Consider the following 17,410-nt stretch of genomic DNA (forward strand, 5'->3'; position numbering starts at 1 on the left):
GGGGTCATCGCATGCGCACCCAGGTGAACAGTCCGCCGATCCATGCGGCCAGCGGCAGGGCCGCGATGATCGCTGCTATCTCCACCCATTCGGCGGTCATCCGCACCAGCGGGGTGAACCGGGTGATCGGCACGAGCAGGGCGGCCAGCAGGCCGGCACCGCCGAAGACGGCCAGCACCAGCGTGCCCCACAACAGCCCATAGCCCGACGAAGTCGGTTCGTGCAGAACGTATTTCGCGACGCCGACGCACAGTGCCGCGGCCGCGCCGCAGACCAGCGCGATCGCCTGTCGTTTGTCGGCGAAAGCCCGCCCCCGGCTGATGAAGATCACCACGAACAGCCCTGCCAGCACGGCGGCCGGCAGGCTGCGGTCGTGCCCCGGCATCAGGGTGGCCCACACCGCGACGGGAAGGGTCAGCCCTGCTCCGACGCAGATTCCGGTCAGCACGTTGTTGGCGTGGACCGCCGCGAGCGCGATCTGGGCGCCGCGCGGCGTGGTGTCGGAATTCGCGTCGTCGTCGGCGCCTTCCTCTACGGGCGACACCGCGTCAGCGGGCAGGCCCGCGCTGCGCCGGAACAGATCGCGCCCGGTGATCGAGCCGAAATAGGGCGGCCGGATCCGCGCGACCCACAGCGCGATCGTCGGGGCCATGGTCAGCAGCAGCAGCAGGACGACAAGCGCACACATGCCCAGCCATTGCGCGGGCAGGGGCCACCACATCCGGGCCGCGGCGGCCGCGCCACCGAGCCCCAGTACGGTCACCACGGTCGCCGCGACGTTCGCGTGACGCCCCGTCGCAGAAGTGATTCCACACGTCAGCATCGCGCCCGCCAGTGCCGCGATAAAGGCGTGCGGAGCCCCGACCGGACCCGGCGCGCCGGATGCGAGGCAGGCCGTGAGCAATGGCAACGCCGTCCAGCCGAGCCCGTCGACCATGTCGGTGCGTCCCGGCCACCATCGCCACACCGTGGTCGCACCACCAGCGATCAGCAGACCGGCCGTCCCGGTCACGATGGTGGGCATCAGCGAGTCGGTTGAGAAGCGTTGGCGCACAGCCAGTCCCAACAGGGTCAGGGAGACCATCGCCAAGATCACCAACGCGGTATGCGCGGCGGTCTTGAGCGTGACCGGCTCGAACAGGGCCCTGCCGACCCGGGCCAACCCGGTCGACAGCGACTCGTACTGCGGCTCAAACGATTCGCCCGCAACCGCGGGGACCAGTGTGAGTGTGGCGCCGTCTTCGACACCGAGTTCGTCGAGCGTCTTCGTGACGTCCAGCCGTACTCCGTTGGCCTTGTGGAGTTCGTATCCGATGCCGGACTCGAGTCCGATGAAACCCCGGCGTTTGAGTTCCTCGTTCAGTAGCTCGACGACGTTGTCGATGAAGGCCTCGATCGGGACCGAGGCCGGATAAACCTGCGAAACCAGATGTTCTCCACATACGACCGCGACCGCACAGCGGGCTGGAAACGAGACCTTACCCACGTATGGGGTCATTAACGCGGCCTGTCGGCATCTGGAATGTATTTGTCGGCCAATGCCGCGGTGATTTCGAATATACGCAGGCGGGTTTTCTTCTTCAGCTCATGCCGGGTGTCAATTATCCCGCCTTTTGCGAGGAATGGATCGTACGGCATGAATTCGACGGTTGCGCCCGATTGAGCGAAACGCTCGGTGAGATAGGTGCGCGCCTCCGCGTCGTATTTGTCGCGACTGTCGTTCAGGATGACCATGCTGCGGGACACCAGCTCGTGATAGCCCATCGAGCGCAGCAGGTCGATCGCGCGGGTCACCGGCAACGAGGTGTCGGCGGTGAGACCGGACACGAAAACCAGGGTGTCGCACGCGTCGAGCACCGCCTTCATCACGGGGTGCTCAAGGTCGTCGGAGGTATCCACCACAATCACGGTGTGGGTGCGACGCAGCCGCGACAGCACACCGGAGAACATCGAGGCCACCAACGGCCGCGGCTGGTCGGACGCGCGGTTGCCAGCCAGCACGTCAAGTCCAAGACTGTTCTGCCCCAGGTGTTCTCGGATATCGGCGTAGCCCTGCACGTCGGTGTCGTTGAGCACCGCCGCGTAGTCGCCCGGCGGAGATTCGTCGATTCGCCCGGCCAGCGTGCCGAAGCCGGGGGCCGCGTCGATCGCGACGACATTTTCGGGCCGGCATTCCCGGAACACCGCGCCGATGCAGGCGGTCATCGTGGTCTTACCGACGCCACCCTTTCCCGAGACGACCCCGACCACGTACTGCTTGCGGATGTGGCGACGGATGCGCTCCTGCAGCTCGCGATAGTGTCTTTCCGACGGCGATTCGCCGAAGTTGATGGCATGGCCCGACACCTGGTACAGGAATTTACGCCAGCCTCCGCCGGGCGGAATTTTGCGCGGCGCGACCATATCGGAAATGCGTAATGTTCCGGATACGGAATCTTGATTTTGGTACTGCGCGGCTGGCGCTTCTCGCCGAGTCGGTCCGCCCTGTTCCGGAGAATTGGATGAGCCCGCCCACGGATTCGTCACGATGCCGATGCTATCATTTTCGGACTGCCTTTCGACTACACGACTTTTCGGTACGAATGCCATTCCTCGCTGGCCGGTAGCCGCCGCACCATCTGGTTGATCGCGGTACCAATGTTGTTCTTGGTCCCCGGCGCGACGATCATCCAGTTCTTGCCCCCGGACGAAACCTGTTCGGCGACAACACGTCCCTCCGTCGTATCGATGATCGTCACCGCGCCCGGGTCGAAGTGGGTCCGGGTCGGCAGGCCGGTTTCCACCCCGGACTGCAGGGCGACGAACGAGGCCTGAGCCGAGCGGCTGGGATCGGTGGCCAGTTTCAGCATGTGCACCTGATCGGCATCGAGCCCTTGACTGTCCAGGAACTCGTGCAGTGATCGCTCGTCGGTGGCGGTGGCGCGCATCGCATCCGCATCCAGCGTGACCGGACGCAACGGCGCGGGTTCATTTGCGCCGCATAGTCTTTCGATCTGTGCATTGAGCGCCGCGCTGGCCGTGCCCTCATTGTTCGCGATGCCCGCCCCGCTGATGCGGACCAGGTCTCCCGATCGTTCGATGGCGACCCACCACTGCGCGAACCTGGCGAGCAACGCCCGTGCCGGTTCGCCGTCGTCGGCCAGCCGGAAGTGCACCAGCAACCCGATGTCGCGGCGCGACAACACGGTCAGCCACTCGACGATCACGCCGTCGACGGAGTCGGTTTCGTCGATCGCGCCGGCGGCGCGCAGCTCGGCGGTCACCGGATGGGCCAGCGCCTGGTGCTTGGGCTCGACGCGGGGCAGATGGGGTCGCAGCCCCATCTCGGGAGCCAGGACCTCGATGCCGGTGAGTACTTGTAAGACCCAGAGGCCGTCTAGAGAGGTGGTCAGCACGGTCTTCCCTTGAAGCCAAGCGCGGGGCGCACCTAGGTGCGCCCCGCCAAGCCCGGACTACGCCTGGTTGAAGAAACCCGCCGTCAAACTGTCGGCGTTTATCGCAGCCTCGTGCACATTGCCCACGGTGTGCCCGTGCAGGGTGACGGTCTGAATCATGTCCTGCAGTCCGTGCAGCATCTGCTGCTGCGCGTCGAAGAACGACGTGGCGCCCTGGCCCTGGAAAAACTCGGCCAGCGACTGGGTGATGTGCAGAACGTCGTCGTGAATTTCCATCAACTGCGCGGCTTGAGTCGCGATGTCACCGGTGAGGCCACTGACGACGGCGTGGTTGTAGGTAATCTGATCTGACATTTTGGTAATTCCTTACGGTAAATAAGCTTTGGGGATTGCCGGACTAGGCGGACTGGGTTCCGCCGAACACACCATTGAGGTTGTGGGCCGAATCGGCTTCGTGGTGTTCCATCAGGGTGGCCGTCTTGCCGAGACCGTGCGCCAAGCGGTTGCCGCCGGTCATGATCTGCTGCAGGTCGTGCTGGATTTGGCCCGCGGTGTTCAGCGACGTAGTCCCGGCCTGGCCGGTCCACCCGGCGGCGCTGACGACGTTCTCGTGTCCGCTCAGGTACTGGTTGGCGATGGCCGCCGCCTCTTGCAGTCGCGACTCGATCTTTTGCTGTGAAGCGCGCAGCAGTTCGGGTGTAACAACGGTTGAACTTGCCATGTTTTTCTCCCTCGATTTCCTAGGCCTCCCCGACCGGATATGGATAAGAGTGTAGACAGGGATCGGGGTCTGTCACTTCAGTTGTTCTGCCTGCTGCACAGGCGTTGATTTACCCATTCGCGAAAGCAGCAAAACACCTTGTCAAAGGCGGGTCGCGCCGTCGGCCGACCCGTCACCGTCGGTGTCGGATAATCGGACATCCCACCGCCCGTCGCCGTCGGTATCCACATAGCCGGTCACGCCGGTCTCGTCGGCGCACAGCACCCGGTCGGCCACCCCATTGCCGTCGACGTCCACCAGTCGATCGTCCGCATGCCCGTGTCCGTCGAAGTCAACCAGCGGGCCACCGGTGTGCTCGATCCCGTCGAGCCCATACCAGCGCAATCCCCCGGCCCGGTCCGCCGCTACCGCCCAGGTTCCCGACCCGTCGTCGGTGAAATACGCCTCGGGCGTGCCGTCATTGTCGAGGTCGAGTACCGCGTGATCGACCACACCATCGCCGTCCTGGTCCGCAAGCGCGTCGTCGCGCATGCCGTCGTGGTCGAAGTCCAGCCCGATCGATTCGAGACGGCCGTCGTGATCGAGGTCGAGGTCGGGTTGGCCGTGCCACATCACCGCGCCACTATCGCCTGCCAGGCAGTAATCCATGAACGTTCCGACGCGTGTCGACCGCTAATGGTTCCGAGGCTGGTCAGCTCCCCGGGTTGCGAAACCATACCGGTGGGTCTTTGGTCAGGTCGACATGGCTGTCCTGCACGGTGACGGCGTCCCGGAAGATCGCCGGTTTGGCGTACTGAGTCACCTGCGCCCGGTAGTTGAAGACTCCCGAGACATGAACGGTCATGGAGTTGGGGTCCAGGTCGTAGGTCATGCTTTGAGTGTTCTCCAGGTCCTCGAGTGTCTCGCTATCCGGCTCGACCCCGGGAGGCGGGGCAGGCTGCGGCTTGCAGCCATCTTTAGGACAGCACTCCGGCGGCTTGGGACCGCTTTTGAAACAGATACGGAGCTGGCCATCCACGGCGGCCAGGGCCGCCTGGCGCCCCGCATCGTTGAGTGCGACGGTCGGGTGGATGACCGGGCGGTTGGCCGCCGGTGCGGTGAGCGCCTCGAGCAGTACTCGTTCCGGCGGCGCGGTGATATCGATGAAGCGATTGGTCGATCCCACCTGAACGATGCCGGGGAAAACCGAGATGGGATTCGCGCCGTTCGTCCCCACGCCATAGATCGCAACGGTTTTCATTGCTTCGACCGCATTGGGCGGATTGTCCACAGCCAGCGCGGCGGTGGTGGTGTCGAGCTTCCACTGACCGCCCTTCTTGTGCGCCCAGATCACTACCTGAGTGGGTGTGACGCCAAACTTCGCGGCCAGGACCAGCCGCTGGGCATCGGATGGGGTGCCCGGGTCCGGAGCCGGATCGGTGGTGACCTTGATGTCGGTGATTGGTGTGGTGGCCAATTGTGCGCGCAGCACCTTGTCGGTCAGCAGCTGCGGTGTGGCCGGTTGATCTGCCGCCAGAGACAGCGCGGTGCGGGCGTCACCGACCGCCAGCGCCTCGAGGTAGTGCTGCCCGGCCAACCGGGCGGCTTCGCGGTCCTGCTCGGCACGTTTCGTGTCGTCGCCGGCGATGATCTTGTTCGCCGCGAAGATCCCCACTCCCGCTACCACGGTCAGCACCGCCAGCACCGAAAGGGCCAGCGTCACAGTGCGTTTGCGGCGACGCGACGGCGCTGGAACGGGATTGAACGGCGGGCTCCACGCAGGCGGCGGTGGCATGGGTGCAGCGGCATAGCCGGCCGGGGCGGGCGGCGGGTACTGCGGGCGTGGTGGCGAGATCGGACGAGTCGTCTCGAATGCTGCCGCAGCGACGGGCACCGTCTTTTCCGATGCGGGCCTCGGCGGGGTGGGCGCCGCGGTGTGGCCGTGCGGCAGCTGTGCGGCCAGGGCCGCGGCGAAGTCACCACAACGCTCGAACCGCTCGGCGGGGTTCTTGGCCAAGGCGCGTGCGAAAACCCCGTTGGCGCTGGCCAAATCGGGACGCAACCCACCGAGTAGCGGTGCGGGCAATGTCAGGTGCGCGTTGATCACCGCGACCGGGTTGACGTGAGGAAACAATTTGGCGCCCGTGAGCAGGTAGTAAGCGGTCGCGGCGAGCGCATACTGGTCGGCGCGACCATCGAGCGGGCCACCCGAAAGTTGCTCGGGAGCGCAGTACGGCACGGTGCCGACCGTCATATTGGTCACCGTCAGACCGGTGGTGTCATCGACGGGACGCGCGATACCGAAGTCGCACAACAGGATTCGCGGAGGACTGCCGTCGTCGGGCCGGCTGATCATGATGTTGCCCGGCTTGATGTCGCGGTGTAGCAGACCGCGGTGATGCGCATGGTCCAAGGCCGCGCCGACCGCGGTCACGATCGCCAGCACTTCCTCGGCCGGCATCCCGCTCGGGTATTGCTCGTCCATCAGCGCGTCGAGGTCGGTCCCGTCGACGTAATCCATCGCGATCCACAGCCGGCCCTCGAACTCGCCGCGGTCCTGCACGCCCACAATATGGGGGTGCCACAGCCCGGCCGCGAGTTCGGCCTCACGGTTAAACCGTTGCTGGTAGCCAGGATCCGCCGATACCTCGGGGGCCAACACCTTTAAGGCTTCGAATCGCGGCAGTCGCGGGTGGCGCACCAAATACACCTCACCCATACCACCGGCCCCCAGCAGCCGCACCACGGTATAGCCCGCGAACTGTGCCCCCTCACTTAACGGCATGCGCGCATCTTAAGCTCGCCGAACGACGGCCGGACGGGGTTTATCCATGCTTCTCCGTGCGCACATATATCGGGGGTTCCTTAGTCAGGTCGACGATGCCGATGGGTTTCTCCGTCACGGTGTAGTCGGGTACGCCGGCCGCGTGTCCCTGGTAGACGATGGTGCCGCCGATCGCGACCACCATCCTGGCGGCGTCGAAGTTGAAGGTGGCCTTGCTGAAATCGCCGGGGCCATCGGTAGCGATCGTAGGGTTGTCGGGACTCAGGCGTGCGCAATCGTCGGCCGGTTCCACGCCGTGGTAGCAGTTGTGGGTCCATGTGTCGAAAGCCGCCTTCGCGGCCTGGCTGCCCGCATCGTTGAGCATGGCCGCCGGCTTGATGGCCGGCCGGTCGGTGGCGCCGCCGAGTGCGTCGAGCAGCACCGGCGGAGTCTGCGCGGTGATGTCGACGTAGCGGTTACTGGACGACACCGACATTGCACCGGGAAACACCGCGACCGGCGACGCACCGTCGGTCGCAACACCCCACACGGCAACCGCTTTCAGCGATGCATCCTTACTGCCGGATGGTCCGACATCGACGGCGACGGTGGCGGTGTCGAGTTTCCATTCGTCGCCCTTGCGATGCACTTCGATGCGGGCCTGTGACAGCGTCGGGCCGAATCTGGCGGACACCATCAGGTACTGCACCTGCTGCGGATCGTCGCCGGCCGGCACCGGTGCCACCGTGGCGGTGATATCGGTGATCGGCGCGGCCGCGAGCTGGGCCCGCAATACCTCGCTGGTCGCGAATTGTGGTGTCGCCGGCGGGTTTACGCTCAACGCAAGTGCGGCCGGCGCATCACCGCGGGCGAGCGCCTCCAGGTAATGCTGTCCGGCCAGCCGGGCAGCTTCTTGCAGCTGTGGTTCCGATTGCGCCGCAGGGTGCCCGTGATCGATCACTCGTGGGATCGCAATGGCGGCAACGATGCCAACGACGGCAACCCCGGCCGTGACCAAAGCAGCGGCTCGCCATCGACGCGGACGCGGACGTTGTTCCGGGCCCGACCAGGCCGGCGGGGCGAACTGCGGGGCCGGCATCGCCGGGGTGTGCATCGGCTGGGCAACGGGTGCCGGTCGAGCAGGCTCGGCGGGCGGGGCGTGATGCAGCTGGCGGGCCAGCGCCGTGGCGAAGTCGCCGCAACGAGCGAACCGCTCGGCGGGGTTTTTGGCCAGCGCCCGCGCGAAAACCGGATCGGCACTGGCCAAGTCGGGGCGACGCCCGCCCAGCAGCGGCGGCGGCGCGGTCAGGTGCGCGCTGATCACCGCGACTGGGCTGGCACCCGTAAACAGCTTCACGCCGGTCAGCAAGTAGTAGGCCGTGGCGGCCAGCGCGTACTGGTCGGCGCGGCCGTCGATCGGATGTCCCAGCAGCTGCTCGGGCGCGGAGTAGTCGACGGTGCCCACCGTCGCGTTGGTCACCGTCAGTCCCGTGTTGTCGTCGACCGGACGTGCGATACCGAAGTCGCTCAACAGGATTCGTGGTGGACTGCCGTCTTCTGGGCGGCTGATCATGATGTTGCCCGGTTTGACGTCGCGGTGCAGCAGCCCGCGGTGATGGGCATGGTCCAGCGCCGCGGCGACCGCGGTCACCACCGCCACGACCTCGCCCACCGGCATACCGCCCGGGTGCTGATCCATCAGCGCGCGGATATCGGGCCCGTTGACATAATCCATCGCGATCCACAACTGACCGTCGAATTCACCGCGGTCGTGCACGCCGACGATGTGGGGATGCCACAGGCTGCCCGCCAATTCGGCCTCGCGGTTGAACCGCTGCTGAAAGTCGGGGTCCGCCGAGACGTCGGCGCGCAGGATCTTCAAAGCTTCGAAGCGCGGCAGCCGCGGATGGCGCACCAGATACACCTCACCCATACCGCCGATCCCCAACGGCCGGATCACGGTATAGCCCGCGAATTGCGCCCCCTCCCCCAACGGCATGGGCAAATCCTAGAACTCGGGGCCGCCCCGGCTATGCGTTCCCGCGCGAATGCCACCAGGCCAGCAGCTCCGCGGTGGCTTCCTCGTCGGTCAGCGGCCCACGATCCAGGCGCAGCTCTTTCAAGAACCGCCAGGCCTCGCCGACCTGCGGCCCGGCCGGGATGTCCAGCAGCTCCATGATCCGGTTGCCGTCCAGATCGGGACGCACCCGCGCCAGATCCTCCTGGGCGGCCAGCTCGGCGATGCGCGCCTCGAGCCGGTCGTAGTTGGCCTGCAGCCGCGCGGCCCGGCGTTTGTTGCGGGTGGTGCAGTCGGCGCGGACCAGCTTGTGCAGCCGCGGCAGCAGCGGGCCGGCGTCGGTGACGTAGCGGCGTACCGCGGAGTCGGTCCACTTCCCGTCGCCATAGCCGTGGAACCGCAGATGCAGATACACCAACTGGGAGACGTCGTCGACCATCTGCTTGGAGTACTTGAGCGCCCGCATTCGCTTGCGGGTCATCTTGGCGCCGACGACCTCATGGTGGTGAAAGCTCACGCCGCCGTTTTCCTCGTGGCGTCTGGTGGCGGGCTTGCCGATGTCATGCAGCAACGCCGCCCAGCGCAGCACCAGATCGGGGCCGGCATCTTCGAGCTCGACGGCTTGGCGCAGCACGGTCAGCGAGTGCTGGTAGACGTCCTTGTGCTGGTGGTGTTCGTCGATCGCCATCTGCATGGCGCCGACTTCGGGCAGCACGATTTCGCCCATCCCGGTCTGAACCAGTAAGTCGACGCCGGCCACCGGGTCGGCGCCGAGAAGCAGCTTGTCCAACTCGGCCGCCACCCGCTCGGCGCTGATCCGGGCCAGCTGCGGGGCCATCTCCTCGATCGCTGCCCGCACTCGGGGGGCGACGGCGAATCCGAGCTGCGAGACGAACCGCGCCGCGCGCAGCATCCGCAGCGGATCGTCACCGAACGACACCGACGGCGCCGCCGGGGTGTCCAATACGCGGGCCTTGAGCGCCGCCAAGCCGCCGAGCGGATCGAGGAATTCGCCCGGGCCGGCCGATGTGATGCGCACGGCCATCGCGTTCGCCGTGAAATCGCGGCGCAACAGGTCGTCTTCGAGGCGGTCACCGAACTTCACCTCAGGACTGCGTGACACCTGGTCGTAGCTGTCCGCGCGGAACGTGGTGATCTCCAGGCGGTGCTCGTCCTTGCCGACGCCCACGGTGCCGAATTGGATGCCGGTATCCCAGACCGCGTCGGCCCAGCCCCGCACCATCTGCTGCACCTGCTCGGGGCGCGCGTTGGTGGTGAAGTCCAGATCGGGGCTCAACCGGCGCAGCAGCGCGTCGCGCACCGATCCGCCGACCAGATACAAGTCGTGCCCCGCGGCCTCGAACAAGGCGCCCAATCCGCCCAGCACCGCGGCATGCTGATTCAGGGCAACCCAAGCCGACGTCAGCAGCTCTACATCGTCGGCGGCTTCAGACACGTTCGGTCAGCCTAGTCGTGTGACGATGCGGGCAGGTACGGCCCGCTGAGGAGCACGACAATTCCACCTAGTCGTGTGACGATGCGGGCAGGTACGGCCCGCTGAGGAGCACGACAATTCCACCTAGTCGTGTGACGGTGCGGGCAGGTACGGCCCGCTGAGGAGCACGACAGTTCAGCCTAGTCGTCCACGGGCCGTCGTCGCGCCCGCACCAGCGGCGAGTGTGTCCGGAAGAACAGCTCGTGCCAGCTACTATCGCTTGGGTGTCGGATGGCGAACAAGCCAAACCACGTCGGCGGCGGGGGCGCCGTCGCGGTCGTGGCGGTGTAGGCGCGTCCGAAAACGACGCCGACGCCAAAGTGACCGCCGACGCGGCGGCAACCAACAGACGTCGACCGCGCCCGCCCCGCCGGGTGCCGGAGCGGCTGCGGACCGTGCATGAAACGTCCGCGGGCGGCCTGGTCATCGACGGCCTCGACGGCCCGATGGACGCCCAGGTCGCGGCCCTGATCGGACGCATCGATCGGCGGGGACGGATGCTGTGGTCGCTGCCCAAGGGGCATATCGAGCTCGGCGAGACCGCCGAGCAGACCGCCATTCGGGAGGTCGCCGAGGAGACCGGGATCCGCGGCAGCGTGCTGGCCGCACTCGGACGCATCGACTACTGGTTCGTCACCGACGGTCGCCGGGTGCACAAGACCGTGCACCACTATTTGATGCGTTTCTCCGGCGGCGAGCTGTCCGACGAGGACCTTGAAGTCGCCGAGGTGGCGTGGGTGCCGATCCAGGAACTGCCGTCGCGGTTGGCTTACGCCGACGAACGTCGACTCGCCGAGGTCGCCAATGAGCTGATCGGAAAGCTGCAGACCGACGGTCCCGCCGCGCTTCCGCCGCTGCCGCCCAGCACGCCCCGGCGCAATCCGCAGACCCATTCCCGAACCCGGCATTCCGACAAGCCCCGCGGTCGTAAGAACGGTCACGGGCCGGGGCCGTGACCGCGCCACGCCTCTGCTGCGCCGCCGCGTTGCGCCTTGCCGTCGTGATCGGCATCGTGGCCGGTTTTGCGGTGGTGCTCACCGGCCCGATCGGCATGCCCCGCGCCGCGGCCAACGAACCCGGTTCGACGCCGTTCGTCCGCGTCCGCATCGACCAGGTGACGCCGGACGTCGTCACCACGACCAGCCCGCCGGTCGTGACGGTCAGCGGAATGGTGACCAACATCGGTGACCGCCCGGTGCGCGACGTGATGGTCCGGCTCGAACATGCCGCTGCGGTCACCGCATCGGCGAGCCTGCGGACCTCGCTGGACGGCAGCACCGATCAATACCAGCCGGCCGCCGACTTTCTCACGGTGGCGCCGGAACTCCAGCGAGGCCAAGAGGTCGGCTTCACCTTGTCCGCGCCGCTGCGCGCGCTGGCCAAGCCGTCGCTGGGCATCGACCAGCCGGGCATCTATCCGCTGCTGGTCAACGCCAACGGCACACCCGACTACGGCGCCCCCGCCCGGCTGGACAATGCGCGGTTTCTGCTGCCGGTGATCGGGGTGCCACCCGACCACGCCGACGCGTTGGAGTCCGCGGTCGCGCCAGACACCTCCAAACCCGTGTGGGTCACCATGTTGTGGCCGCTGGCCGACCGCCCCCGGTTGGCCCCGGGCCAGCCGGGCGGCACCATCGGAGTCCGGCTGGTCGACGACGACCTGGCCTCCTCGCTGGCCACCGGCGGCCGGCTGGACATCCTGCTGTCCGCGGCCGAGGTCGCGACCAGCCACGACGTCGACCCTGATGGCGCCGTTGGCCGCGCGCTATGCCTGGCCATCGACCCGGACCTGCTGGTGACCGTCAACGCGATGACGGCCGGCTATGTCGTGTCGAACTCCCCCGACGGGCCGGCGCAACAGCCGGGGACCCCGACGCACCCCGGCACCGGGCAGACCGCGGCGACCGGCTGGCTGAACCGGTTGCGCGCGCTGGCCCACCGCACCTGCGTCGCACCGCTGCCCTACGCGCAGGCCGATCTCGACGCGTTGCAGCGCGTCAACGATCCGGGCCTCAGCGCGATCGCCACCACTAGCGTCGGCGACATCGTCGACCAGATCCTGGACGTTTCCTCGACCCGCGGTGCCACGCTGCTGCCCGACGGTCCGCTGACCGGCGACACGGTCAACCTGCTCAGCGCCAACAACAGCACGGTCGCGGTGGCCGCCGGCGGGCTGGTCGCCCCGGATCCGCAGACGTCGTCCGGGCCCGACAACGTCGACACCGCACCGCGGCGGCTATCCCCGCAGGTAGTGGTTGCGCCGTTCGATCCCGCGGTCGGTGCGGCGCTGGCCGGGGCGGGCAACAACCCCGGCGCGCCGACCTATCTGGACCCGTCGCTGACGGTTCGGCTCGCGCATGATTCCAACACCGCGCGCCGCCAGGACGCCCTGGGCTCGATGTTCTGGCATGCGCTGGACCGAGACGCCCCGCCGCGCACCCAGCTTCTGGTTCCGCCGGCGACGTGGAACCTCGGCGCGGACGACGCACAGGTGATCCTGACGGCGCTGGCGACGACGATCCGGTCCGGCCTGGGGGTGCCGCGGCCGCTAACGGCAGTAATCGGCGAAGCCCAGGCCGTTGACCCGGCTCGCGCCCAGCCGGCGCAGCCGCTGGACGTCGCCGCCCCCGAACGCGGCCGGTTCGGCGAGAACGTCATCGCCGACATCAGCGGCCAGACCGCCCGGCTGTGGAAACTGACCTCCGCGCTGAGCACTGACGAGCGCACCGGCCTGACCGGCGTCCAGTACACCGCTCCGCTGCGTGAAGACATGCTGCGCGCGCTGAGCCAGTCCAATCCTCCCGACACCCGCAACGGGCTGGCCCAGCAGCGGCTGGCGGTCGTCGGTAACACGATCAACGACCTGTTCGGCGCGGTGACGATCGTCAACCCCGGCGGCTCCTACACCCTGGCCACCGAGCACAGTCCGCTGCCGTTGGCGCTGCACAACGGTCTGGCCGTGCCGATCAAGGTCCGCCTGCAGGTCGACGCCCCACCCGGGATGACCGTGACCGACGTCGGGCAGATCGAACTGCCGCCCGGCTACCTGCCACTGCGGGTGCCGATCGAAGTGAACTTCACCCAGCGCGTCGCGATCGACGTCACGCTGCGCACCCCGGACGGCACCCGGCTGGGCGACCCGGTGCGCATGTCGGTGCACTCCAACGCCTACGGCAAGGTGCTGTTCGCGATCACCATGACCGCGGCAGCGGTGCTGGTGCTGCTCGCCGGCCGCCGCCTGTGGCACCGATTCCGCGGCCAGCCCGACCGCGCCGACCTGGACCGCCCCGACCCGCCCCACCACCATCCCGCCGACGCCCGGCGTGAGGTCGGCGGACGCGTCGACGAAGAGCACCGCGTATGAAACCCGCCTACCGGCGGTCCGATCCTCAGCAACCGCCGCGGCGGCGGCAGCCGCCACCACTACCGTCCAGGCCGCCCGGCCGGATTCCGGCGCCGACGGGGCCCCTACCACCGGTGACCGACCTGCCCACCCGGCGGGTGGAACTTTCCGACGCCGCCTTGGTATCGCGGTCGTGGGCGATGGCGCTCGCGACGCTGGTCAGCCGGATCACCGGGTTCGGCCGGATCGTGCTGCTGGCCGCGATCCTGGGTGCGGCGCTGTCCAGCGCCTTCTCGGTGGCCAATCAGCTGCCGAACCTGGTCGCCGCGCTCGTGCTGGAAGCGACGTTCACCGCGATCTTCGTGCCCGTGCTGGCCCGGGCCGAGCAGAGCGACGCCGACGGCGGCGCCGCGTTCGTCCGGCGCCTGGTCACGGTGACCACCGCGCTGCTGCTGTTCGCCACGCTGGTGTCGGTGGCGGCCGCGCCGCTGCTGGTCCGGCTGATGCTGGGCCGCACCCCGCAGGTCAACGAGCCGCTGACCACCGCGTTCGCCTACCTGCTGCTGCCGCAGGTGCTCGCCTACGGCCTGACGTCGGTGTTCATGGCGATCCTGAACAGCCGCAACGTTTTCGGGCCGACGGCGTGGGCGCCCGTCGTCAACAATGTCGTCGCGCTGGTGACCCTGGCGGTGTATCTGCTCGTCCCCGGTGAGCTGTCGGTCGATCCCGTCCGGATGGGCAACACCAAGCTGTTGGTGCTCGCCATCGGCACCACGCTGGGCGTCTATGCGCAGACCGCGGTACTGCTGGTCGCGCTGCGCCGCGAGCGCGTCAGCCTGCGCCCGCTGTGGGGAATCGACGAGCGGCTCAAGCGGTTCGGCGCGATGGCCGCCGCGATGGTCCTCTATGTGCTGATCAGCCAGCTCGGCCTGGTGGTGGGAAACCAAATCGCCAGCACCGCGGCGGCGTCCGGCCCGGCGATCTACAACTACACCTGGCTGGTGCTGATGCTGCCGTTCGGCATGATCGGCGTCACGGTGCTGACCGTCGTGATGCCGCGCCTGAGCCGCAACGCGGCCGCCGACGACACCAAAGCCGTGCTGGCCGACCTGTCGCTGGCCACTCGGCTGACGCTGATCACGCTGATTCCGATCGTCGCATTCATGACGGTCGGCGGACCCGCGATCGGAAGCGCGCTGTTCGCCTACGGCCACTTCGGCGGGGTCGACGCCGGATATCTGGGCGCCGCGATCGCATTGTCGGCGTTCACGCTGATCCCGTACGGCCTGGTCCTGCTGCAGCTGCGGGTGTTCTACGCCCGCGAGCAGCCCTGGACGCCGATCGTGATCATCCTCGTCGTCACGGCCGTCAAGATCGCCGGTTCGGTGCTCGCGCCGCACCTGACCAGCGATCCTCAACTGGTGGCCGGCTACCTCGGGCTGGCCAACGGACTCGGGTTCTTCGCCGGTGCGCTCGTCGGCTATTACCTGTTGCGGCGCACGCTGCTGCCGGCCGGCGGTCAGCTGATCGGGTCCGCGGAGATACGGACGATCCTGGTGACGATCGTCGCGTCGATGCTGGCCGGCCTGATCGCCCACATCGCCGACCGGCTGTTGGGGCTGGCCGCCTTGACCGCACATGGCGGCGCCGCCGGTTCGCTGCTGCGGCTGTTGGTGGTGGGCTGCATCATGGCGCCGATCATGGTGACGGTCATGGTTCGCGCGCACGTTCCGGAGGCGGTCGCGGCGATGGCGGCCGTTCGCCGCCGAGTCGGCGGTCGCGGCGCCAGACCGGCCGCGGTCCTGGAATCCTCGCCGCCCGCCGCCCCACGGGGATCGTCTCAGCCGGGCCCGGTCACGTACCCTGAGCAGAGGAATTCGTCCCCGCCGGGGGTTGATGCGGTCCAGGAGCCGATCCGGCGCCGGCCTCCGGATCGAGCAGGCGACGCCCGGCTAGCGAAAGGACCGGAGGTGACCGACCGCCCCTTGGAGAGCGCTGCCGCGGGACCTGGGTCCGGTTTGGGTCCGGGCGGCGACCGACCCTCCCAAATACCAAGGCCGGCTGCCGACGACTTCCAGCCCGACATTCCGGCCGGGCGCAAGCCCGAACCGTCGCCGCCGCGCAACGGAGATCTCGCGCGCGATCGGGCGGCGGAATCGTCGGGCGATGACGTCCACTTGGTTCCCGGTGCCCGGATCGCCGGGGGCCGGTATCGGCTGCTGGTCTTCCACGGCGGTGCGCCGCCGCTGCAGTTCTGGCAGGCCCTCGACACCGCGCTGGACCGGCAGGTGGCGCTGACGTTCGTCGATCCGGAGGGCGCCCTACCCGAAGACGTCCTGCAGGAGATCCTGTCCCGCACGCTACGGCTGAGCCGGATCGACAAGCCCGGCATCGCCCGCGTGCTCGACGTCGTCCGCTCCAGTCATGGTGGCCTGGTCGTCGCCGAGTGGATCCGCGGCGGCTCGCTGCAAGAGGTGGCGGATACCGCGCCCTCGGCCGTCGGCGCCGTCCGCGCGATGCAGTCGCTGGCCGCGGCCGCCGACACCGCTCACCGCGCCGGCGTCGCCCTGTCGATCGACCACCCCAGCCGGGTTCGGGTCAGCATCGACGGCGATGTGGTGCTGGCCTACCCGGCGACCATGCCGGACGCCAACCCCGAGGACGACATCCGCGGCATCGGCGCTTCGCTGTACGCCCTGCTGGTCAACCGGTGGCCGCTGCCGGAGTTCGGGGTGCGCAGCGGGCTCGCGCCGGCCGAGCGGGACGCATCGGGCCTACCCGTCGAACCCAACTCCATCGATCGCGACATCCCCTTCCAGATCTCGGCGGTCGCCGTCCGTTCGGTTCAGGAAGATGGCGGGATCCGCAGCGCGTCAACGCTTTTGAACCTTTTGCAGCAGGCCACCGCGGTCGCCGACCGCACCGAGGTGCTCGGCCCCATCGACGACTCGCCGCCGCCCGAAGCCCCGCGGGCGACCGGGCAGGAATACGCGACGTTGGCCCGCCGGCGCCGCAACCTGATCATCGGCGGCGCCGCGGCACTCGCGATCATCGTGGCCGCGTTGTTGGTGCTGGCGTCGATCGTGAGCAAGATCTTCGGCAATGTCGGCGGCGGCCTCAACAAGGACGAGCTCGGGCTCAACGGGCCGAGCTCGTCGAGCGCCTCGTCGTCGCCGAACCCCGCGCCGGCGGGCAGCATCGTCAAACCCACTCGGGCGACGGTCTTTTCGCCCGACGGCGATGCCGACAATCCGGGTACGGCCGGGCAGGCGATCGACGGCGACCCCACCACCGCCTGGGCGACCGAGGTCTATACCGACGCCGTGCCGTTCCCCAGCTTCAAGCAGGGCGAGGGGCTGATCCTGCAGCTGCCGAAACCCACGGTGATAGGCCAGGTCAGCATCGACACGCCGAGCAGCGGCACCAAGGTCGAGATTCGCGCGGCGTCCACGGCGTCGCCCTCGAAGCTGGACGACACCACCGTGCTGGCCCCGGCGTTCACCCTGAAGCCCGGTCATAACGTCATTCCGGTCAAGGCCGGTGCCCCGACGTCGAACCTGCTGGTGTGGATCTCCACTTTGGGAACCACCAGCGGCAAGAGCCAGGCCGGCTTCTCGGAGATCACCGTTCAAGCCGCGTCCTGAGACTCACAACCACGCCCTCGGGTGAAGTGCCGCGGGGCAACCGATTGGATAC

General features: G+C 68.0%; 11 protein-coding genes and 1 pseudogene. 3 read left to right on the top strand and 9 right to left on the bottom strand.

The window, feature by feature from the left end; all coding sequences use genetic code 11:
• Positions 1 to 4: 4 nt before the first annotated feature.
• From eccD to AC5Y5O_RS10945, 9 genes and pseudogenes are all read right to left on the bottom strand, one after another.
• The gene (gene eccD, locus AC5Y5O_RS10905) at positions 5 to 1,498 is read right to left on the bottom strand and encodes a type VII secretion integral membrane protein EccD (RefSeq protein WP_096290679.1); all 1,494 of its coding nucleotides are present in this window, start codon (positions 1,496 to 1,498) and stop codon (positions 5 to 7) included.
• Positions 1,498 to 2,526: a MinD/ParA family ATP-binding protein gene (locus tag AC5Y5O_RS10910; RefSeq protein WP_243394240.1), complete on the bottom strand. Its 1,029-nt coding sequence runs from the start codon at positions 2,524 to 2,526 to the stop codon at positions 1,498 to 1,500. The genes eccD and AC5Y5O_RS10910 overlap by 1 nt, the downstream gene beginning before the upstream one ends.
• Positions 2,527 to 2,561: 35 nt before the next feature.
• Positions 2,562 to 3,395, bottom strand: a complete 834-nt coding sequence (locus AC5Y5O_RS10915; protein WP_096290681.1) for an ESX secretion-associated protein EspG — start codon at positions 3,393 to 3,395, stop codon at positions 2,562 to 2,564.
• A 57-nt stretch (positions 3,396 to 3,452) separates the two neighbouring features.
• Entirely contained in the window at positions 3,453 to 3,749 is a 297-nt protein-coding gene (locus tag AC5Y5O_RS10920; protein ID WP_096290682.1) for a WXG100 family type VII secretion target, read from the bottom strand.
• Between the two features lie 43 nt (positions 3,750 to 3,792).
• Entirely contained in the window at positions 3,793 to 4,116 is a 324-nt protein-coding gene (locus tag AC5Y5O_RS10925; RefSeq protein ID WP_096290683.1) for a WXG100 family type VII secretion target, read from the bottom strand.
• Between the two features lie 141 nt (positions 4,117 to 4,257).
• Positions 4,258 to 4,764: a pullulanase gene (locus AC5Y5O_RS10930; RefSeq protein WP_096290684.1), complete on the bottom strand. Its 507-nt coding sequence runs from the start codon at positions 4,762 to 4,764 to the stop codon at positions 4,258 to 4,260.
• A gap of 43 nt (positions 4,765 to 4,807) precedes the next feature.
• A complete protein-coding gene (locus AC5Y5O_RS10935) occupies positions 4,808 to 6,880 on the bottom strand; it encodes a serine/threonine-protein kinase (RefSeq protein ID WP_096290685.1) in 2,073 nt (690 codons plus the stop codon).
• 1,093 nt (positions 6,881 to 7,973) lie between these two features.
• Positions 7,974 to 8,858, bottom strand: a pseudogene (locus tag AC5Y5O_RS10940) (serine/threonine-protein kinase); the annotation flags it as partial.
• A 31-nt stretch (positions 8,859 to 8,889) separates the two neighbouring features.
• Entirely contained in the window at positions 8,890 to 10,332 is a 1,443-nt protein-coding gene (locus AC5Y5O_RS10945; RefSeq protein ID WP_096290687.1) for a CCA tRNA nucleotidyltransferase, read from the bottom strand.
• 263 nt (positions 10,333 to 10,595) lie between these two features.
• Here AC5Y5O_RS10945 and AC5Y5O_RS10950 point away from each other — a divergent pair, with 263 nt between their 5' ends.
• The 3 genes from AC5Y5O_RS10950 to AC5Y5O_RS10960 are packed head-to-tail and all read left to right on the top strand — an operon-like array spanning position 10,596 to position 17,358.
• Positions 10,596 to 11,327 carry an NUDIX hydrolase gene (locus AC5Y5O_RS10950; protein ID WP_096290688.1) on the top strand — a complete coding sequence of 244 codons (732 nt, stop codon included), beginning with the start codon at positions 10,596 to 10,598 and terminating at the stop codon, positions 11,325 to 11,327.
• The gene (locus AC5Y5O_RS10955) at positions 11,324 to 13,735 is read left to right on the top strand and encodes a hypothetical protein (RefSeq protein WP_500025104.1); all 2,412 of its coding nucleotides are present in this window, start codon (positions 11,324 to 11,326) and stop codon (positions 13,733 to 13,735) included. The genes AC5Y5O_RS10950 and AC5Y5O_RS10955 overlap by 4 nt, the downstream gene beginning before the upstream one ends.
• Positions 13,732 to 17,358, top strand: a complete 3,627-nt coding sequence (locus AC5Y5O_RS10960) for a lipid II flippase MurJ (protein ID WP_500025106.1) — start codon at positions 13,732 to 13,734, stop codon at positions 17,356 to 17,358. Before AC5Y5O_RS10955 ends, AC5Y5O_RS10960 begins: the two co-directional genes overlap by 4 nt.
• The last annotated feature ends 52 nt before the right edge of the window (positions 17,359 to 17,410 follow it).

The organism is Mycobacterium sp. NGS40 (genome assembly GCF_059812735.1).